Origin of the sequence: Enterobacter sp. RHBSTW-01064 (genome assembly GCF_014103035.1) — a bacterium.
Classification (GTDB): domain Bacteria; phylum Pseudomonadota; class Gammaproteobacteria; order Enterobacterales; family Enterobacteriaceae; genus Enterobacter; species Enterobacter mori.
In genome coordinates, this window is record NZ_JABXOU010000001.1 from 642,317 (window position 1) to 661,239 (window position 18,923).

The 18,923-nt window shown below is 58.0% G+C and carries 18 protein-coding genes, 2 tRNA genes and 1 pseudogene; 9 read left to right on the plus strand and 12 right to left on the minus strand.

Annotated elements, in window-relative coordinates; translation table 11 throughout:
* Positions 1-4: 4 nt before the first annotated feature.
* Positions 5-793 (plus strand): substrate-binding domain-containing protein, encoded by a 789-nt coding sequence (locus HV355_RS03030; protein ID WP_182400844.1) that lies wholly within the window; start codon positions 5-7, stop codon positions 791-793.
* On the opposite strand, the gene HV355_RS03035 is transcribed toward HV355_RS03030, so the two are convergent.
* The 4 genes from HV355_RS03035 to HV355_RS03045 all read right to left on the minus strand — a co-directional run bounded on the left by HV355_RS03035 (position 768) and on the right by HV355_RS03045 (position 2,711).
* Positions 768-1,667 carry a LysR family transcriptional regulator gene (locus HV355_RS03035; protein ID WP_182400846.1) on the minus strand — a complete coding sequence of 300 codons (900 nt, stop codon included), beginning with the start codon at positions 1,665-1,667 and terminating at the stop codon, positions 768-770. The genes HV355_RS03030 and HV355_RS03035 overlap by 26 nt on opposite strands.
* 92 nt (positions 1,668-1,759) lie before the next feature.
* Entirely contained in the window at positions 1,760-2,350 is a 591-nt protein-coding gene (locus HV355_RS03040; protein WP_275943564.1) for a hypothetical protein, read from the minus strand.
* A complete protein-coding gene (locus HV355_RS24100) occupies positions 2,305-2,568 on the minus strand; it encodes a cryptochrome/photolyase family protein (protein ID WP_249420816.1) in 264 nt (87 codons plus the stop codon). The genes HV355_RS03040 and HV355_RS24100 overlap by 46 nt, the downstream gene beginning before the upstream one ends.
* A complete protein-coding gene (locus HV355_RS03045; protein ID WP_074147234.1) occupies positions 2,565-2,711 on the minus strand; it encodes a DUF2256 domain-containing protein in 147 nt (48 codons plus the stop codon). The genes HV355_RS24100 and HV355_RS03045 overlap by 4 nt, the downstream gene beginning before the upstream one ends.
* A 213-nt stretch (positions 2,712-2,924) precedes the next feature.
* Here HV355_RS03045 and mtfA point away from each other — a divergent pair, with 213 nt between their 5' ends.
* Positions 2,925-3,722 carry a DgsA anti-repressor MtfA gene (mtfA, locus tag HV355_RS03050; RefSeq protein ID WP_120157898.1) on the plus strand — a complete coding sequence of 266 codons (798 nt, stop codon included), beginning with the start codon at positions 2,925-2,927 and terminating at the stop codon, positions 3,720-3,722.
* Here mtfA and HV355_RS03055 read toward each other — a convergent pair.
* On the minus strand, positions 3,719-4,930 hold the full coding sequence (locus tag HV355_RS03055; RefSeq protein ID WP_182400848.1) for an MFS transporter: 1,212 nt from the start codon (positions 4,928-4,930) through the stop codon (positions 3,719-3,721). The two genes, mtfA and HV355_RS03055, sit on opposite strands and share 4 nt — an antisense overlap.
* Before the next feature lie 138 nt (positions 4,931-5,068).
* On the opposite strand from HV355_RS03055, the gene HV355_RS03060 reads away from it, so the two are divergent.
* The 6 genes from HV355_RS03060 to HV355_RS03085 all read left to right on the plus strand — a co-directional run bounded on the left by HV355_RS03060 (position 5,069) and on the right by HV355_RS03085 (position 13,275).
* Complete coding sequence (locus tag HV355_RS03060) at positions 5,069-6,811, plus strand: IucA/IucC family protein (protein ID WP_182400850.1); 1,743 nt, start codon at positions 5,069-5,071, stop codon at positions 6,809-6,811.
* The gene (locus tag HV355_RS03065) at positions 6,811-7,758 is read left to right on the plus strand and encodes a GNAT family N-acetyltransferase (protein ID WP_182400852.1); all 948 of its coding nucleotides are present in this window, start codon (positions 6,811-6,813) and stop codon (positions 7,756-7,758) included. Before HV355_RS03060 ends, HV355_RS03065 begins: the two co-directional genes overlap by 1 nt.
* The gene (gene iucC, locus HV355_RS03070; RefSeq protein ID WP_346010219.1) at positions 7,755-9,497 is read left to right on the plus strand and encodes an aerobactin synthase IucC; all 1,743 of its coding nucleotides are present in this window, start codon (positions 7,755-7,757) and stop codon (positions 9,495-9,497) included. Before HV355_RS03065 ends, iucC begins: the two co-directional genes overlap by 4 nt.
* Positions 9,494-10,819, plus strand: coding sequence for a SidA/IucD/PvdA family monooxygenase (locus tag HV355_RS03075; protein WP_108417521.1), 1,326 nt, complete (start codon positions 9,494-9,496; stop codon positions 10,817-10,819). Before iucC ends, HV355_RS03075 begins: the two co-directional genes overlap by 4 nt.
* Before the next feature lie 26 nt (positions 10,820-10,845).
* Positions 10,846-13,035, plus strand: a complete 2,190-nt coding sequence (locus HV355_RS03080) for a TonB-dependent siderophore receptor (protein ID WP_010432111.1) — start codon at positions 10,846-10,848, stop codon at positions 13,033-13,035.
* Between the two features lie 164 nt (positions 13,036-13,199).
* Positions 13,200-13,275, plus strand: a tRNA-Asn gene (locus HV355_RS03085).
* 54 nt (positions 13,276-13,329) lie between these two features.
* On the opposite strand, the gene HV355_RS03090 is transcribed toward HV355_RS03085, so the two are convergent.
* The 6 genes and pseudogenes from HV355_RS03090 to nac all read right to left on the minus strand — a co-directional run bounded on the left by HV355_RS03090 (position 13,330) and on the right by nac (position 17,452).
* On the minus strand, positions 13,330-13,662 hold the full coding sequence (locus HV355_RS03090; RefSeq protein WP_089600503.1) for a type II toxin-antitoxin system PemK/MazF family toxin: 333 nt from the start codon (positions 13,660-13,662) through the stop codon (positions 13,330-13,332).
* On the minus strand, positions 13,663-13,920 hold the full coding sequence (locus tag HV355_RS03095; protein WP_045286302.1) for an antitoxin: 258 nt from the start codon (positions 13,918-13,920) through the stop codon (positions 13,663-13,665).
* Between the two features lie 276 nt (positions 13,921-14,196).
* Positions 14,197-15,156, minus strand: a complete 960-nt coding sequence (locus tag HV355_RS03100; protein ID WP_148399955.1) for a zinc-binding alcohol dehydrogenase family protein — start codon at positions 15,154-15,156, stop codon at positions 14,197-14,199.
* A gap of 22 nt (positions 15,157-15,178) precedes the next feature.
* Positions 15,179-15,277 (minus strand): annotated as a pseudogene (locus tag HV355_RS03105) (RidA family protein); the annotation flags it as partial.
* A gap of 210 nt (positions 15,278-15,487) precedes the next feature.
* Complete coding sequence (gene cbl / locus HV355_RS03110; RefSeq protein WP_010432106.1) at positions 15,488-16,438, minus strand: HTH-type transcriptional regulator Cbl; 951 nt, start codon at positions 16,436-16,438, stop codon at positions 15,488-15,490.
* 96 nt (positions 16,439-16,534) lie between these two features.
* A complete protein-coding gene (gene nac, locus HV355_RS03115) occupies positions 16,535-17,452 on the minus strand; it encodes a nitrogen assimilation transcriptional regulator NAC (RefSeq protein WP_010432103.1) in 918 nt (305 codons plus the stop codon).
* Between the two features lie 319 nt (positions 17,453-17,771).
* Here nac and HV355_RS03120 point away from each other — a divergent pair.
* Positions 17,772-17,847, plus strand: a tRNA-Asn gene (locus tag HV355_RS03120).
* Positions 17,848-17,981: 134 nt separating this feature from the next.
* Here HV355_RS03120 and ldtA read toward each other — a convergent pair.
* Positions 17,982-18,878: a L,D-transpeptidase gene (ldtA, locus tag HV355_RS03125; protein WP_182400854.1), complete on the minus strand. Its 897-nt coding sequence runs from the start codon at positions 18,876-18,878 to the stop codon at positions 17,982-17,984.
* Positions 18,879-18,923 lie beyond the last annotated feature (45 nt).

An 18,923-nucleotide genomic window follows, 5' to 3' on the forward strand; every position in this document is an offset into this window, starting at 1 on the left:
TGATATGCACACATTTATACGTACAGGACTGACCGGGCTGGTATTGCTGGCAACCAGCGCAGCGGCGCTGGCCCAGGAGGTGACCGTCATGATCTCGGGCGGTTTTAAAGCCGCCCTGGAAAAGCTCGCGCCGGAATATGAACACCGCACCGGGGATAAAATTGTGATTATCCCCGGCCCCTCAATGGGCACTACGCCGCAGGCCATCCCTAACCGCCTGGCGCGCGGTGAAAAAGCAGACGTGGTGATTATGGTCGGTGATGCGCTGGAGAAGCTTGAAAAAACCAGCCAGACCCTGCCGGGCTCGCGAACTGAACTCGCAGATTCCCCCGTTGGCATGGTGGTGAAAAAAGGTGCGGATGTCCCTGATATCAGTAGCGAGGCGACTCTGCGTAACGCGCTGCTGCAGGCCAGCTCCATCGCCTACTCTGACAGCGCCAGCGGCAGGTATGTCAGCCAGGCGTTGTTCAAAAAGCTGGGGATTGAAAAGGAAGTGGCGGGCAAAGCGACAATGGTCGAACGTATTCCGGTCGCCTCTGAAGTGGCGAAAGGAAAATACGCCGTGGGTTTCCAGCAGGTCAGCGAGCTGCTGCCGGTTCAGGGCGTCACCTTTATCGGGAAAATTCCTGATAATCTGCAATACATCACGCGCTTTGCGGGTGCGGTCACCCGCCATGCAGAGCATCCCACGGAGGGGAAAGCGCTGCTGACCTATCTCGCCTCACCGCCCTCCTGGACCGTCATCGAGAAGACGGGGATGATCCCCGTTACGTCCGGCGGTACTGCGCGGTGATCTGCTTTTCCAGTTCAGCCGCAATGTAAGACTGGATGCGCCCCCGGCGCCGGATAAGCCCCACGGTACGTTTCACTTCCGGTGCCACCAGCGGCAGATGCGTCAGCAACGTGTGCGCTGACGTCGGCATCGACATGGCGGGCACGGCAGCAATGCCAATCCCCGCCTCCACCATCCCCAGCATCGTGGTAACGTGGCGCGTTTCACAGACGCTGGGGCGCTCGGGAACGATATTCCCCAGCATCCTATCGAGCAGGTTACGGTTGCCTGACGTTTTATCGAGGGAGATATAATCCTGCTGATAAAATGCCTTCCACGTCAGGTGACTCTTCTGCGCCAGCGGGTGATCCTTTCTGCACACCGCAACATAGACATCCTCCACCAGCGGGAAAAATTCAATTTCCGACGGTAAGTTTCCTGCGAAGGAGATGCCAAAATCCGCCTGGCTTCGGGCCACAGCGTCAATCACATTCCCCGCGCTGCTGTCGATGATCTTAATGCGAACGCGCGGATAGCGGGACTGAAAACGACGGATCACATCAGGCATAAAGTAACAGGCGGCGGAAGGTACCGTGGCAACCGTAATCAGCCCCGTCCGCTCTTCACTGACTTTATCAACATCCGCGAGCATTGACTCAACGTTGTCGAGCAGCTGCGCGGAGCGTTCAGCAAAGTTTTGCCCGTATAACGTTAAGGCCACGCGGCGGGTGGTACGATCGAACAGCCGGTTTCCCAGCGCGGCTTCCAGCTTTTCAATCCTGCGGCTCAGCGCCGACTGGGATAAGCAGATAGATTCAGCAGCGACACGGAAGTTACCGTATTCCACTAACGCTCTGAAAGCATAAAGATCGTTAAGGTCAAAATTCACGGGCATAGCGTCTGGATGTCCTGTCAGGGAATACGCAACAAAGTCAAAAATAATAGCGTCTTATTGACCTACCGCAACCGGTGCGGTGTTGAAATACGTCAGAGGTCGTTGAGATGCAGGCGAACATACCCGGCGCGATCGGCAAGGGCCTGCCGCTCCTCTTCCTTCATGTTCGCAAGCTGTTTAAAGACGATGCCCAGGCGGGGATTGTTACCCAGACGCGCCTGATTGCGCGCAAAGAAATCCCAGTAAAGGGCATTGAAGGGACACGCCAGCTCTCCGGTACGCTGATTGTGCTGATACCGGCAGCCCTGACAGTAGTTACTCATCTTATGAATATATGACGCGCTTGAGACGTAGGGCTTGCTGGCCAGTAACCCGCCATCGCCAAACTGGCTCATGCCGAGGGTATTGGGCAGCTCCACCCATTCAAAAGCATCAATGTAGACCCCCAGATACCATTCATGAACCGCCTGCGGCGACAGGCCGCTGAGCAGGCTAAAGTTCCCGATGACCATCAGGCGCTGGATATGGTGGGCGTAAGCCTCGGTGAGCGACTGTCCAACGGCATGCGCCAGGCAGCGCATCTGCGTCTTGCCCGTCCAGAACCAGTCCGGCAGCGGGGTGTGCTGGTCTAAGGCATTCAGCTCCCGGTAGCCCGGCATCTGCGACCAGTAAATCCCGCGCACGTACTCCCGCCATCCGAGAATCTGTCGGATAAACCCTTCAACGGCAGGCAGCGGCGCATGGCCGCGAAGATGGCGATAACTTTCTGGGCGTGGTGAAGCACATACGCGGTTTCTGCCCGCAGTTCCAGCATCACGTAAATGACATTCGGATTGCAGTCATCAAACCAGCCGTGGTGTGGATTAAGCTGATCGCCCAGAATCAGGCGCAGTTCGGTCAACGGTGGCTCCTGCGACAACGCTCAGAACAGTATTTGACCTCATCCCAGCATTTCGCCCATTTCTTTCGCCACGTCATAGGCCGCTGGCAGTGCACGCATGCTCGGCTGGGCAGATCCTGCTTGTTACCTTTGAAATCGCTCATTTTTCAATACCGTACTGATTTCTTCACTGAACCTGTGGGCTAAGGCTACGACAGACTTCACAAAATGAAGGTGATGCCCGCAAACCGCTACCCACTGCTACGTACGAATGATAGTTTATTCAGGCTGGAATTGTCGCAGTGAGCGATTTTCTGGCATCTTAACTGAACCTGACTTTCCCTTTTTGTTCAAGTGACGAGTTTGCGAGCAAAGCGATGATTAAGTGGCCCTGGAAAACGAATGAGGCTGGCCGGGATATGGCGCTGCCGTGGGATGACGCGCTGGCGATCCCTGTTCTGGCTAATCTTAAGCCGGATGAACAATCGAAACTGGTTCAGATGGCGGATCGTTTTTTGCAGCAAAAACGCCTGGTTCCGCTACAGGGGTTCGAGCTGGATCCGCTGAAAAATACCCGTATCGCCCTGCTTTTCTGTCTGCCGGTGCTGGAGCTCGGCATTGAGTGGCTGGATGGCTTCCACGAAGTGCTGATCTACCCTGCCCCCTTTATCGTCGATGACGAGTGGGAAGATGACATCGGGCTGGTGCACAACCAGCGCGTGGTGCAGTCCGGTCAGAGCTGGCAGCAAGGGCCGATCATCCTTAACTGGCTGGATATTCAGGACTCGTTTGATGCCTCAGGCTTCAACCTGATTATTCATGAAGTGGCGCACAAGCTGGATACCCGCAACGGCGATCGCGCCAGCGGCGTGCCGCTGATCCCGCTGCGTGAAGTGGCCGGATGGGAGCACGACCTTCATGCGGCGATGGAGAATATCCAGGATGAGATAGACCTGGTGGGGGAAAGCGCGGCCAGTATTGATGCCTATGCCGCAACCGATCCTGCCGAGTGTTTTGCGGTGCTGTCAGAGTATTTCTTTAGCGCACCGGAACTCTTTGCCCCGCGCTTCCCGGCGCTGTGGCAGCGTTTTTGCCAGTTTTACCAGCAGGATCCGTTGCAACGTCTGCGGCAAAACGAGGAATCTGACGGCCATCCTTCCCGCAAGATCCATTAAGCTTTTTCAGCAGGGGGACGCGCGGAGCAGCGTACCCCTATGCTCACCAGCAAAAACAGCAGCGCCATTCCCCATGCGGCAGCAATTAAAAACGACTCACCGAAAAAGCGAGTGACGACAGGCACCAGCATCGCACTCACCCCGTATCCTAGCGTATGGCTGGTGGCGATAACGCCCGCCCCTTTCCCTGTCGTCAGCCTGTCGTTTAACAGAAGCTGATATCCCGGCGTCGCCATGGCCGCCCCGAGTGAAGTGATAACAATCCCCACGTAGAATAGCGTTAAACCCGCGACAGACATCAGCCCAAGTCCTGCCACCATTAACACCGCCGCGATGCAGAGCAGCGTCATCGGGCTGAAATGCTGCGGGCGGACCACCAGAAACTGCGCCGCGAGCGTGGCCAGTGCGGCCAGGCTCAGGAGCATCGCAACATGATGGCTGATTTGCACCGGGTCGCCCTGTAGCAACGGATGCAGATGCGGTGACAGGCCAAGCTGCATCAGGCTCACCAGCGCCGCCAGCAGCAGTGCCAGCCCCAGAAACGGCAGCATCGATACCTTCAGCCGCGTCGACTGGTGCGCCACCGGCGGCAACGGCGGATCGGCGGCTTCGCGCAGCACCAGCAGCAGCGCGATGAAAGGCGCTATTGCCATTAGCCAGAGCGGCGCCACCGGGTTAACGCTGAGCATCAGCGCCGCCAGCGGCGGCCCCAGCAGGCGTCCGCAGCTGAGACCCGAGCTAATGGTCGCCAGCGCCGCCATTCTCTTCTCCAGACCCGCGCGCTGAATGGCCCACGTCTGCGCGGCGGGCACCAGCCCGGAGACCGTCAGGCCGTACAGCGTGCGCGAGAGAACAAGCCCCGCCAGCCCCCACAAAGCATTTAACACGCCGTTGCTCATCGCCCAGACCACCAGCGCCATCACCAGGAAACTGGCCAGATAACCACCGAGGGAGGCGATCATGACCACCTTGCAGCCGTGCCGCTCGCTCTGTCGCCCCCACCAGGGAGAGGCGGGTAAAAAGAGCATTGAGCCAAACATCAGTAGCCCCGCCCAGACGGAGAGTGAGAGTCCGGTCAGGCTGACCAGCTGCGGCAGCATGACCAGCAAACCATTTTGCCCGATACCTAATAAACCTGCGCACAGCGCCAAGGGCCAGTTCGCTTTCGGGGTGACGTTGTCCATCAGAGTTTCAGAGTATGGGTGCATAGAATTGTGAAGATAGTGTCAATAAATATGTGGAAATTATGAAGTTTATGAAAACAAATATTGCAAAAATAGTTGCGACTGTAAACAGAATGAATATCATAACGAGAATTATTATCAGTCATGGAATGAGGTACTTTTATGCGTGCTCTGCCCCGCTCCGCCGGTACAGACGTTGCGGCCCAGTGTTTTTTGAACGCGCTGCTGCGCGAAACGAAGGACTGGCGCTATCACCCCGCTACCGATGCGGATGAGTTATCGCAGATTCATATCCCGCTTTCCCAGACCCAGGCTATTCGGGTTCCCGTACGCTATTTTTCGCCTACCCAGCATCACCAGTATCGTTTTCCGGCAACGCTGATCCACGCCGACAGCGATAGCGGTGACGCCGTCACCTTTACGCAATTGGTTGATTTAATTCTTGAAAAAGTTTCCGTAAAAGGCTCACTGGATAGCGAAACGCTGGCACGCTTTAAACAGCGCGTCCTTGAGAGCCATGCGCACACCTGGCAGGCAATCGATCTGCGCCACAGTTGGGCAACCTTGCGCGATAAACCGCTGACGTTTGCCGAGGCGGAACAGGCGCTGCTGGTCGGCCACGCGTTTCACCCTGCGCCAAAATCCCACGAACCGTTCAGCGAAACCGAGGCGCGGCGCTATCTGCCTGATTTCGCCTCCCGTTTCCCGCTGCGCTGGTTTGCCGTTGAGAGCACGCTTATTGCCGGCGATAGCCTGAACGTCTCCCTGCGCGAACGTCTGCTGCGCTTCGCCGCACAGAGCGCGCCTGAGCTGCTCGGCCACTTCACCGACACCCGCTGGCTGCTGCCGATGCATCCGTGGCAGGCCGACTATCTGCTGGAGCAGGCGTGGTGCCAGCGTCTGGCGGAAAAAGGTTCATTGCAGGATCTCGGCGAAGCGGGCGCGCAGTGGCTGCCCACCAGCTCGTCACGCTCGCTGTACAGCGAAACCAACAGCGACATGATTAAGTTCTCCCTCAGCGTGCGCCTGACCAACTCCGTGCGTACGCTGTCGGTGAAAGAAGTGAAGCGCGGGATGCGCCTGGCGCGCCTGGCGAAAACGGAACGCTGGCAAGGTTTGCAGGCACGCTACCCGACCATGCGCGTGATGCAGGAAGACGGCTGGGCTGGTCTGCGTGACGAAAACGGCATCGTTCAGGAAGAGAGCCTGATGGCCCTGCGCGTCAATCTGCTGTTCGATACGCCAGACACCCAGACCAACGTGCTGGTGAGCCTGACCCAGGCCGCGCCGGACGGCGGTGACAGCCTGCTGGCCGCGGCGGTGCGCCGTCTCAGCCAGCGTCTGGAATTACCGCTCGACCGGGCCGCCCGCTGCTGGCTCGACGCCTATTGCGACCGCGTGTTACTCCCGCTGTTCAGCGCCGAGGCGGACTACGGCCTTGTCCTGCTGGCACACCAGCAGAATATCCTCGTTGAAATGCAGCAGGATTTCCCCGTCGGGCTTATCTACCGCGACTGCCAGGGCAGCGCGTGGACCGAAGGGGCCGATGCGTGGCTGAAAGAGGCGGGTGAAACGGAGGTGGAAAACCGCTTCGGCGACAGCCAGCTGCTGCGCTACTTCCCGTACTACCTGCTGCTGAACTCTACCCTTGCCGTCACCGCCGCCCTTGCCGCCGCCGGTTTTGACAGCGAGGAGAGCCTGATGTCCCGGGTGCGCGACGCGCTGGCCGAACTTCGCAAGACGGCATTGCAGACCCGCTGCCTCGACTACGTGCTCGACAGCCCGACCTGGAACTGCAAAGGCAACTTCTTCTGCTACCTGCACGATCGCAATGAAAACACCATCGTCGATCCGGCGGTGATCTATTTCGACTTTAGCAACCCGTTTTACAAGGAGAAGGCGTGATGGCCATTGCGAATATCGTCCATTCCGGCTACGGCTTTCGCTGCACGGCCACGGAAAAAAACCTGCCGCTGACGCTGGGTCTTGACGACAGCGCGGTGCTGGAGCGTCTGAACGGGATCCCGGACGGCTGGCTGGCCGAGGCGCTGGATCAGCTGTTTGTTGCCGCACCCACGCTGACCGGCATCACCCTGCCCTGGGCAACCTGGCAGGATGAACCGCAGGCGCAGGCGCTGTTTCGTCTGGCAAGCGGGGATTATCTGGCGCGTGAAACCTTCTGGCAGCTGCCGCTGTGGCTAAAAGGCGAACAGCCGCAGTCCAGCGGCGGGATGCAGTTTGATGAGAGCCGTCAGCTGTACTTCCCGCTGCGTCCTCGCCGCCCGCAGGGCGAAGTGTACCGCCGTTACGATCCGCAAATTAAGCGCACCCTGAGCTTCCGCGTGGCCGACGTGGCGCTGGACGGCGAGCGCTTTACGCAATGGATGAACAACCCGCGCGTGAACGCCTTCTGGGAGATGGCGGGCCCGCAGGCCGAGCAGGAAAACTACCTGCGCCGCCAGCTTGACTCGACCTACTGCTACCCGGTTATCGGCTGCTTCGATGACCAGCCGTTCGGCTATTTTGAGCTCTACTGGGCGGCGGAAGACCGCATTGGCCGTCACTACCGCTGGCAGCCGTTTGACCGCGGGCTGCACATGCTGGTGGGTGAAGAGAACTGGCGCGGAGCGCAGTACATCCGCAGCTGGCTGCGCGGCCTGAGCCACTATTTATATCTCGATGAACCGCGCACCGCGCGCATTGTCGCCGAGCCGCGCTTCGACAACCAGCGCCTGTTCCGCCATCTGGCATCCGCCGGTTTTGACACGATGAAAGAGTTCGACTTCCCGCACAAGCGCTCACGCCTCATCATGAGCCAGCGCCACCGCTTCTTCAGCGAGGTGGGCCTGTGAACGCGCTCTGGCAGAAAGTGAACCGCGAGATGGTAGCGAAGATCCTCGCCGAGCTGGAATACGAACGCACCCTGCGCGCTGAGCCGGTTTCGTCGGACGTCTGGCGCATCACCATGGGCAGCGAGTCCTGGCAGTTTCGCGCCGCGCGTGGGATCTGGGGCTGGCTGCACATCGATCCTGCCAGCCTGACCACCGCCAGCGGCGATGCCGTGGAAGCGGAAAGCGCACTCCTGCAGCTGGCGACGGTGCTGGAGATGAGCGACGCGCAAACGGCAGAGCACATGGAAGATCTCTACGCCACGCTGCGCGGCGATATGCAGCTGCTGCAGGCGCGTGAAGCGCTGGACGCGGACGCGCTGATCCACATCGACCCGGACGAATTACAGTGTCTGATGAGCGGTCACCCGAAGTTTATTTTCAACAAAGGTCGCCGCGGCTGGGGGCTGGACGCGCTGCGTCAGTACGCGCCCGAGTATTGCGGACGTTTTCGTCTGCACTGGGTTGCCGTTCAGCGAGAGCATCTTGTCTGGAGCAGCGATGCCGATTGCGAGATCAACGATCTGCTGGCGAGCGCCATGGACAATACCGAGCGCGCCCGCTTTGACGCCCGCTGGCAGGCGCTGGGTCTCAACGACGGCTGGCTGCCAGTGCCGCTGCACCCGTGGCAGTGGCAGCAGAAGATCGCCATTCATTTCCTGGCGCAGCTGGCGCGCGGAGAGATGGTCGAGCTGGGCGAGTTTGGCGATGAGTATCTGGCGCAGCAGTCCCTGCGCACCCTCACCAACGCCAGCCGTCGCGCGCCGTATGACATCAAGCTGCCGCTGACCATCTACAACACCTCCTGCTATCGCGGCATTCCGGGCAAGTACATTGCCGCCGGGCCGCTGGCCTCGCGCTGGCTGCAGCAGCAGTTTGCCACCGACGCCACGCTTGCCCGCTCCGGTGCGCAGGTGCTTGGCGAACCCGCCGCCGGCTATCTGTCGCATCCGGGCTATGCCGCGTTGCCGAAAGCGCCCTACCGCTATCAGGAGATGCTGGGGGTGATCTGGCGCGAGAACCCGTCCTGTTATTTAGAGGACGGTGAACAGGCGGTGCTGATGGCGGCGCTGATGGAAACCGATAACGCAGGGCGCCCGCTGATCGACGCGTGGATAACACGCTCGGGGCTTAGCGCCGACGCCTGGCTGGAAAAGCTGTTTGAAGCAACGGTGATCCCGTTCTATCACCTGCTCTGCCGCTACGGCGTGGCGCTGATCGCCCACGGACAGAACGTGACGCTGGTGATGAAGGACTACGTCCCGCAGCGCATCCTGCTGAAAGATTTCCAGGGCGATATGCGCCTGGTGGATGAAGACTTCCCGCAGGCGCAGAGCCTGCCGGAGCAGGTGAAGGCCGTCACGGCGCGCCTCAGCGCGGATTACATCATTCACGACCTGCAAACCGGCAACTTTGTGACGGTGCTGCGTTTTATCTCGCGCCTCACCCTGCAATGCGGCGTCAGCGAAACGCGCTTCTACCAGATTCTGGCCGAGGTATTACGTGGCTATATGGCCGCACACCCGGATCTGGCAGAACGCTTCGCCAAATTCGATCTCTTCAAGCCGCAGATTATTCGCGTGATCCTCAACCCGGTCAAACTGACCTTCTCCGAACACGACGGCGGCAGCCGCATGCTGCCGAACTACGTTACCGATCTTGATAACCCTCTTTTTCTCGCCTCCCGGGAGTCAGCGCAATGAAAACCTATGATTTCATCGGCATTGGTATTGGCCCGTTTAACCTCAGCATCGCCGCTCTGGCCGAAGGGCTGGACGGCTTTAGCTCGCTGTTCCTAGAGCGTAAACCGCATTTTTCCTGGCACCCGGGGATGATGGTGCCGGACTGTCACATGCAGACCAGCTTCCTGAAGGATCTGGTCAGCGCCGTGGAGCCCACCAACCGCCACAGCTTCCTGAACTACCTGGTGCAGCGTAAAAAGTTCTACCGCTTTCTGACCACCGAGCAGCGCACCGTCTCCCGCGAGGAGTTTGCGGACTACCTGTGCTGGGCGGCGGAAAACCTCACCAACCTGTCATTCAGCCAGCAGGTGCAGCAGGTGAGCTTTGATGAGAAAAGCGGCCTGTTTGAGGTGGTGACCCAGCGAGACCGCTTCCTGGCGCGCCACGTCTGCGTGGGGATTGGCAAACAGATCAACCTGCCTGACTGCGTCACGATGCAGGACGATACCTGCTTCCACGCCAGCGAGATGATGCTGCGCACGCCGGATCTCGCGGGCAAGCGCGTCACCGTGATCGGCGGTGGCCAGAGCGGTGCCGACCTGTTCCTGAACATCTTCCGCGGTGAATGGGGCCAGCCGCGGAGCCTGAACTGGGTATCGCGCCGCAACAACTACAACGCGCTGGATGAAGCTGCCTTCGCCAACGAATACTTTACGCCAGAGTACGTGGACAGCTTCTCCACGCTCGGTGAAGAGGCGCGTCGCCAGATGCTGCACGAGCAGAAGATGACCTCTGACGGCATCACCACCGAGTCCCTGCTGGCGATTTACCGCGCCATGTACCACCGCTTCGAAGTGCTGCGTGAAAAACCCTGGGCTCACCTCCTGCCATCCCGCTCGGTGACGGCCCTCACGCGCCAGGAAAACGGACATCGCCTGAGCATTCAGCATCATCTTGATGGCGGTCAGGAACAGCTGGAGAGCGACGTGGTGATTTTCGCCACTGGCTACCGCGCCGTGCAGCCTGCGTTCCTCGCGCCGCTGTCTCACCGCCTCCATCGGGATACGGATGAGGCCTTCTGCATTAACAACGATTTCACCCTTGAATGGGACGGTCCACAGAGCAACCGCCTGTTTGCCGTAAACGCCGGGATGCACCGTCTCGGCATTGCCGAACCCCAGCTCAGCCTGATGGCCTGGCGCGCGGCGCGAATTCTGAATCGCGCGCACGATCAAGAGCCGTTTGAACTGGCTACCACCCCTGGCGTTATCCACTGGCGAAGCACCGCCAGCCCGGAAAGTAGCCAGGTTTTTAAATCTTTAGCAAAAACGACCGAGTACTGACACACACATTCAGGATCAACATAACAATGAAACGTTCTCATCTTTGGGTTTTAAATCCTTGCTTGCTTGCAATGCTTTCTACCTCTGCGTGGGCGGAAGAACAAAAGGAAGAAGATATCGTGGTCTCTGCCAGCCGTGCTCACCGCAGCGTGGCTGAAATGGCGCAGACTACCTGGGTCATTGAACGGGCTGAAATTGAGCAGCAGGTTCAGGGCGGGAAAGAGATTAAAGAAGTGCTGGCCCAGCTGATCCCGGGCATGGACGTCAGCAGCCAGGGGCGCACCAACTACGGCATGAACCTGCGCGGTCGTTCGATGATGGTGATGGTGGACGGCGTGCGTCTGAACTCGTCACGCAGCGACAGCCGCCAGCTCGACTCTATCGATCCGTTCAATATCGATCGTATTGAAGTGATCTCCGGTGCCACCTCGCTCTACGGCGGCGGCAGCACCGGCGGCCTGGTGAACATCGTCACCAAAAAGGGCCAGCCGGATACCGAAGTGGAGTTCCAGACCGGGACAAAGAGCGGGTTTAACAGCCACAACGATCACGATGAGAACGTGTCGGCAGCCGTCAGCGGCGGCAACGATAAGGCCTCCGGTCGTCTGTCGGTGTCGTATCAGCGCTACGGCGGCTGGTATGACGGCAACGGCGACGAGGTGATTATCGATAACACCCAGACCGGCCTGCAGTATTCCGACCGTATTGACGTGATGGGCACGGGCACCATCAACATTGACGATCATCAGCAGCTGCAGCTCACCACGCAGTACTACAAGAGCGAGTCCGACGGGAAGCACGGTTTGTTCCTCGGCGAGAACTTCTCGGCGGTGACGGGCGATGCAAAAGCCTACAACAAAGACAACCTCAACTCCGATCGTATCCCCGGTACCGAGCGTCACCTGATTAACCTGCAGTACTCGAATACCGATTTCTGGGGCCAGGACCTGGTCGCGCAGATTTACTATCGCGATGAGAGCCTGACCTACTACCCGTTCCCGACGCTGAGCAAAGGTGCGGTGACCAGCATTGGCGCATCCCAGCAGAAAACCGACTTTTATGGCGGCAAGCTGACCCTGAACAGCAAGCCGGTGGATGATTTGACCCTCACCTGGGGTGTCGATGCCGACCATGAAACCTTCGATGCCAACCAGCAGTTCTTCGATCTGAGTAAAGCGGCGGCAAGCGGCGGCATGGATCTGGAAAATGCCTACAACGTGGGCCGTTATCCGGGTTACAGCATTACCAACCTTGCCCCGTTCCTGCAGGCCAGCTATGACATTGATGCCATCACCCTGAGCGGCGGCGTGCGCTACCAGTACACTGAAAACAAGGTGGATGACTTTGTTGGTTACGCCCAGCAGCAGGCCATCGCTAACGGGAAAGCCACCTCCGCCGACGCGGTGCCGGGTGGGAAAACGGATTACAACAACTTCCTGTTTAACGCCGGGATACTCGGTCGCCTGACCGAACAGCAGCAGCTGTGGTTTAACTTCTCGCAAGGCTTTGAAATCCCTGACCTGGCGAAATACTACGGCTCTGGCACCTACCAGCTCGTCGACGGCCACTATCGCCTGCTGAACAGCGTGAACGTGAACGACTCGACGCTGGACGGGATCAAGGTCAACGCCTACGAGCTGGGCTGGCGTTTCACCGGCGACAACCTGCGCACGCAGGTCGCGGCGTACTACTCGCTTTCCGATAAAACCATCACCATCAACAAGAGTGACATGACCATCAACCTCGAAGACGATAAACGTCGTATTTACGGGGTCGAAGGCCAGGTAGACTACTTCTTCACCGACAGCGACTGGAGCACAGGCGCGAACTTTAACGCCATTAAGTCTGAGACGCGTGAAAACGGAAAATGGGAGAAGCTGACGGTCGACAGCGCCAGCCCGTCGAAGGCCAGCGCATGGGTTAACTGGGCACCGGGCGACTGGGCGCTGCGCGTGCAGAGCACGCAGACCTTTGACGTGTCTGACGCCGACGGTAAGAAGATTGATGGCTATAATACCATTGATTTCCTGGGCAGCTACGCCCTGCCGGTGGGCAAGGTCAGCTTCAGCGTGGAAAACCTGCTGGACAAAGACTACACCACCGCCTGGGGCCAGCGCGCGCCGGGGCTGTATAGCCCAACCTACGGCGCACCGGGCCTGTATACCTATAAAGGTCGCGGACGCACCTTTGGTCTGAACTACTCCGTACTGTTCTGATCCTGCGCGCCGCCTGCGGGCGGCGCATATTGCTGTGTAATTTCAACGCGAATTTGCTATAAAATCAGCGATTTGCTGAAATTGTCGGCAAACGAACGAAAAGTTTACTTTCCCCCTTTGACAAGGGGAACGCAGGTCGATAATATTCGCCCCGTTCACACGATTCCTCTGTAGTTCAGTCGGTAGAACGGCGGACTGTTAATCCGTATGTCACTGGTTCGAGTCCAGTCAGAGGAGCCAAATTTAAGAAGCCTGCTTTTGAAGCAGGCTTTTTGCTTTTCTGCGTCTCTGATGTTAATTCAGAATCGCATCCAGCCTGGCAAGTACTTCATTTACAACGGCGTCAGGTATACGTTCCAGCCGCATGCCGTTCCGGGCAGCCATATCAATGGTTCTGGGCTGGTCGCAGCGAATAACGCCCGTTGTTTTTGTCCCCGCCCCTTCCAGTGAAACGGTGAAACCTGCTGTACGAGCAAAGTTTCCGCCGCTGGTGACGGGAACCACTACCGGTAGCCGGGTCAGCTTGTTAAACGACGCCTTCGATACGATAAGCACCGGACGTTTTCCACTTTGCTCGTGGCCAGCAATCGGATCCAGTGAAACAAGCCAGATTTCCCCTCTGTCCATTTACAGAATCTCCTTGCCTACCGCAGGCGCATCAATCCATTCCCGCTCCTCTTCGCTCATTTCAGCGTGCGGATCGCACTGCGCCAGCAGCTCCTCAAGTGAATAATGAGGCCGTTTCTGGGGTTCGATAATCAGGCAGCCATTATTAATGGTCATGCCGACTTCGCTGTCCGTCGAGAGCTCCAGCGTTTTCAGTACGGCGGGAGGAACCGCCAGCATGATGGATCCGCCGACCTTTTTCAGGCGAGTTGTATACATAGCGCACCTCCGAATATTATATTTTAATATAACATTCAGGACGGGAGGTGCGCAATTATTCATCAGATTCATGGTGATTTCCTTTTCGTAATGAAGTGGGCAGAAAGCCGTTATCTATCGAAGGGCAGTGCAGGTGGGAACGAAGTGCGTCACTAAGAAGGTAGATAATAGAAAACTATTTTTGCGGTTCAAAGGATTTTGGCGGATAGGATAATCGAAATGCGAGGCGGCTTCCGGATCGCTGCTGTGTGGGGGCCAGGTTGAGGTCCCCCTCTCTCACGGCTTCATAACGATGCGGCCAAGCGGTTTCGCTGTCTCAGCGTATTCATGGGCCGCGGCGGCGTTAGCCAGGGGGAAGATGCGGTCAATGACAACCCTGATGCGCCCTTCTGCCACAGCCTGCAAGATGTCGTCCACGCTTGTCCGAACGCCGGGCCTTTCAAAAAGGGGCCCCATGAATACCCCCATGAGTGTCTGGTTAGATTGCATTGGCGGCCACAAGTCGACAGTCAGACTGCCACCGCCCGCATTACCGACGAAGACGAGACGTCCTTGCGGAGCGAGTGCAGAAAGCGAAACAGGCAACGTCGTCCCTACCGGATCGATGACGAGGTCAACACCGGCGCCACGGGTGCACTCTCGGACACTGTCAACGATGTTGTCCTCTACACGATCCACGACATAATCGGCACCCAATTCAAGCAACCGACTTCTTCGCTGCGTCCCGCTTGCCACAGCGATAACCGTCGCGCCTGCTTGTGAGGCAAGCTGAACGGCCGCGAGCCCCACGCCCCCTGCTGCTGCCTGAATCAGGACGGTTTCTCCATGCCGGAGCATGCCTCGAGTGAAAAGGCAATGATGCGCGGTTCCAAAAGAAATCGGTACCACCGCCGCGTCTGCTGCATCCACCCCATCCGGTATAAGCCAGGTTCGTTCCGCAGGCACAGCCCAACGTTCCGCATGCGATCCCTGCATGCTAAACGCAGTCACTCTGTCTCCAACCCTGCGATGACGGACTTTCGAACCGACGGCAACCACTGTGCCCGCGGCCGCGTAGCCAACGATCCACGAAGGAAGAGGCGGCGGAGTTGAACGCCGGTTGATCAGATCTCCCCCTTCAATCGAGATTGCCTCGACAGAAATCAGGACGTCATCAGGCCCTGCGACCGGATCCGGGACATCAATGTATTGCAGGACGTCGGGAGCGCCTTCCACGTCATAAACCGCTGCTTTCATTAATTTTCCTCTGTCATATCAAGACCCGTAGGAAACCGCTAGATTTGATGGCAGGTGAGTACCGATTACGATCATAGAGCGCCTGCCGTCCGAAGGGGAAAACGGCTTCGCGTGTTGTCATGTTTGTACCTTTGTAATGGGGCGAAATCTGTCCGGTGAACACAAAGACACTTTACAGGTGCCAGATCGGGCGGATAAACCAGCGACGTTTTCCATCATTCTTTATAAGCTGCTCAAGGGTTCTTCCCATCGTGCTATTCCCTCTCTAAAAACAATCCTTTCAACTGAGCGACGAGCCCGGCCAGCGCAGCGCTACCGGGCAAGCCAGCAGCTAGATCTGGTAATCAATCGCCACTTCTTCCGGCTCCATTACCTGACGTTTAATCTCGTCCACAGACAGCCCGGCATTGCATAGCTCGATAAAGCGCCAGACATAGTTGCGCTGCAGCTGTCCGCGCTTCAGCCCAAGCCAGACGGTATTGGCGTCAAACAGGTGACGCGTATCAAGACGCACGAGGTTCCCGTCTTCGCGTTCCCCGCTGGACTGTTCCGCCACCAGGCCTATACCCAGACCCAGCTCGACGTAGGTTTTGATCACATCGGAGTCCTGCGCGCTCAGCACCACGTCCGGCGTGAGCCCTTTGCGGTTGAAGGCTTCATCAATGCGCGAGCGTCCGGTAATGCCCTGGCGGTAAGTGATCAGCGGCCATTTCGCAATGTCTTCCAGCGTCAGGGGAGAGACCTGATTCAGCGGATGATCGACTGGGAGTAATAAACTGTGGTACCAGCGGAACCACGGGAAGGCCACCAGCAGCGGATCGTTGCTCAGACGCTCGCTGGCGATGCCGATATCTGCCCCGCCGTTTTGCAGCAGCACTTCAATTTCCTGCGGCGTGCCCTGAATAAGCTCCAGACGGACATCTGGGAAAAGTTCGCGGAAGGCTTTAATCACCGGCGGCAGGCTGTAGCGCGCCTGGGTGTGGGTAGTGGCGATGGTGAGCACGCCCGAGGCGTCATTGGTGAAGAGATCCGCCAGACGACGCACGTTGCTGGCCTCGTTGAGGATCCGCTCAGCAATGGTCAGCAATGCCTTGCCCGGCTCCGTCATCCCAAGCAGACGCTTGCCGCGACGGATAAAAATCTCTATCCCCAGTTCCTCTTCCAGCTCGCGAATATGGCGGCTGACGCCAGACTGGGATGTATAAAGCATGTTAGCGACTTCGGTCAGGTTGTAGTCCCGCCTGGCCGCCTCACGGATAATTTTAAGTTGCTGGAAATTCACGATTCACTCCGGCGCATCTGACATAGCTCTATTGTTAGAGTCAGCTGAGCTGCAGAACAAATAATAAAAACCAGCATCTTATGCTTTTATGGAATATCAACTCACGAGCTGGAGTTCACGGTTCTCAAGCGACGGCTTGCTGACCAGCGACATCAAAATCTCTTTTACCGCCTGCGCCTGCGGCGACAGCGATCCGCGTGCGGACATGTTCAGCGACAGCGGCAGGCTCATTGAAGGCGTGGTGATGCGCGCCATCCAGCCGTTTGCCGCACTGCAAAGCGAGCGGGCGGCGGACTCCGGCAGGACTGTTACGCCCATTCCGCTGGCAATCGCTGCCGTCAGCGTGGAAATAGAATCAATTTCGCCAATAATTTTGGCCGTCAGGCGACGCAGGGAGAACGCTTCATCCACGCGCACGCGCACCGCGCTGTAATCGCGCGGCAGGAAGAGATTCATCTCGGCCACGGCGGTTAAATCAACGCTCTGACCCGGGCAGTCGCGGGTGCCGACCAGATAAAGATCTTCTTTCAGCAGCGGCTGGCTGGTGATCCCGGCGACGGGAGAGCGATCGTAAAGGACGGCCATATCCAGCTGGCCGTTGAGCAGTTTGTCATTCAGAACGGAACCGCTGTTTTCATGCAGGTAGACCAGCACTTCAGGCAGCTCAGCACGAACGGCCTGCAGCAGTGGCATGGTGATAGACGATGCCGCGGTTCCTGGCGCTAAACCAATGGAAACGTGGCCGCTCAGGGTCTGGCCGACATTGTTCACCGCCAGCTGCGCCTGTTCACACTGACGCAGAATAGTGCGGGCATGGGTATACAAAATTTTGCCTGCTTCTGTTGGCGTCACGCCGCGCTTGGTGCGGATCAGTAATTGCTGGTCCATCTCGCCTTCCAGCGTAGCCACCTGCTGGCTCAGCGCAGGCTGCGCGATATGCAGCACTTCTGCCGCTTGAGTCAGGCTGCCGATATCGACGATTTTTACGAAGTATTTCAGTCGTCTTAAGTTCATTTTGCCCCCTGTTCAAAAAACTGTGCCGGAACCGGCTGTCGTTGTTGAACTGGTTTTGCAATATGAATGCCAGTTTTGCGAAGAGGTCTGATTTGTTGCTAAGCGGCTGAAAATAAGGAAAGCTAATCATGGATGGGGGTTTAATGACTGAAACAGCGGTTTATGATCTGCCCCATTAGAGGTATGCTTGCACCATGACGGTGCATTACGTTGGCAAAAGCGTCACTTTGCTGATTTTGTCAGCAAACGATCAAAAGGTGTTGATCCATCCTTTGACAAGGCGAACGCAGGTCGATAATATGCGCCCCGTTCACACGATTCCTCTGTAGTTCAGTCGGTAGAACGGCGGACTGTTAATCCGTATGTCACTGGTTCGAGTCCAGTCAGAGGAGCCAAATTTGAAAAGCCTGCTTTTAAAGCAGGCTTTTTGCTTTTCTGCGGCGGGTAAAATTGTCGGGTGGCGGCTTCGCCTTACCCGACCTACGGGACTGTAGGCCCGGTAAGCGCAGCGCCACCGGGCGAAACGAACTCAATGGCTGAGCTTCACCGGCATCCCCGACCGCCGCTCCAGTTCTGCTCCCGCCCCCTCGTTTACCAACTGTGTCCGCTGTGCGGCTGAAATGGGCAGAGGCACTTTCCGTGTTGACTCAAATTCCGCGCGGTTACGTGATAATGGCTCATGAACCTCAACCCAGCGGCTGCCGTCCGGCTCGGTGGTGCTTTTAACGGGCCTGTCGATAAGCTGCACGCGGGTTCCTACGGGGACATTATCGAAAAGGTATTTGATGTCGTTATTACGCAGACGAATACAGCCCTGGCTCACCCGCAGCCCGATGCCGAAATTCGAGTTTGTGCCGTGAATGGCATAGAGCCTGCCGATATAAATCGCATACAGCCCCATCGGGTTATCCGGCCCGGCGGGCACGAACGCCGGAAGCGTTTTCCCCTCTGCCGCATAGGCGCGGCGCGTGTTCGGCGTCGGAGACCAGGTTGGCCCCTCCTGCTTACGCTCAACGGCCGTCACCCAGTTACGCGGGGTTTCGCGTCCGGCCTGACCGATGCCGATGGGCAGCACTTCAACGGTGTTGCCGACAGGCGGATAGTAGTAGAGGCGCATTTCCGCCGCATTTACGATGATCCCCTCGCGGACGGTGTCAGGCAAAATCAGCTGCTGAGGTATTACCAGACGGGTGCCGGATTTAGGCAAAAAAGGATCCACGCCCGGGTTTGCTTCCAGCATATTGCTCAGCCCCTGCCCGTACTGCGCGGCAAAGGCCTCCAGAGGCAGCGTGTTGCCTTCGGGAACGGTGATGATAATCGGGGTTCCCACCAGACGACTGCCTTCCGGCGGTAGCGTATAGGTTACGGCAAACGCACCGGGAACAGCGGCGCACAGCGTAAGGACGAACCAGATAAGTCGAATCATAGTTTCCTGTGCTCATAAAAAGAGAAAGCCCGGGCTCAGGCAGGC

What these genes read in the sequence shown, in the direction of transcription:
- HV355_RS03045 (WP_074147234.1), bottom strand. Translation starts at nt 2,711, where the DNA reads ATGAGCGATTTCAAAGGTAACAAGCAGGATCTGCCCAGCCGAGCATGC.
- HV355_RS03090 (WP_089600503.1), bottom strand. Translation starts at nt 13,662, where the DNA reads ATGGACAGAGGGGAAATCTGGCTTGTTTCACTGGATCCGATTGCTGGC.
- HV355_RS03075 (WP_108417521.1), top strand. Translation starts at nt 9,494, where the DNA reads ATGAAAACCTATGATTTCATCGGCATTGGTATTGGCCCGTTTAACCTC.
- HV355_RS03100 (WP_148399955.1), bottom strand. Translation starts at nt 15,156, where the DNA reads ATGAAAGCAGCGGTTTATGACGTGGAAGGCGCTCCCGACGTCCTGCAA.
- HV355_RS03080 (WP_010432111.1), top strand. Translation starts at nt 10,846, where the DNA reads ATGAAACGTTCTCATCTTTGGGTTTTAAATCCTTGCTTGCTTGCAATG.
- HV355_RS03065 (WP_182400852.1), top strand. Translation starts at nt 6,811, where the DNA reads ATGGCCATTGCGAATATCGTCCATTCCGGCTACGGCTTTCGCTGCACG.
- HV355_RS03055 (WP_182400848.1), bottom strand. Translation starts at nt 4,930, where the DNA reads ATGCACCCATACTCTGAAACTCTGATGGACAACGTCACCCCGAAAGCG.
- nac (WP_010432103.1), bottom strand. Translation starts at nt 17,452, where the DNA reads ATGAACTTAAGACGACTGAAATACTTCGTAAAAATCGTCGATATCGGC.
- HV355_RS03060 (WP_182400850.1), top strand. Translation starts at nt 5,069, where the DNA reads ATGCGTGCTCTGCCCCGCTCCGCCGGTACAGACGTTGCGGCCCAGTGT.
- HV355_RS03030 (WP_182400844.1), top strand. Translation starts at nt 5, where the DNA reads ATGCACACATTTATACGTACAGGACTGACCGGGCTGGTATTGCTGGCA.
- mtfA (WP_120157898.1), top strand. Translation starts at nt 2,925, where the DNA reads ATGATTAAGTGGCCCTGGAAAACGAATGAGGCTGGCCGGGATATGGCG.
- ldtA (WP_182400854.1), bottom strand. Translation starts at nt 18,878, where the DNA reads ATGATTCGACTTATCTGGTTCGTCCTTACGCTGTGCGCCGCTGTTCCC.
- HV355_RS03095 (WP_045286302.1), bottom strand. Translation starts at nt 13,920, where the DNA reads ATGTATACAACTCGCCTGAAAAAGGTCGGCGGATCCATCATGCTGGCG.
- HV355_RS03035 (WP_182400846.1), bottom strand. Translation starts at nt 1,667, where the DNA reads ATGCCCGTGAATTTTGACCTTAACGATCTTTATGCTTTCAGAGCGTTA.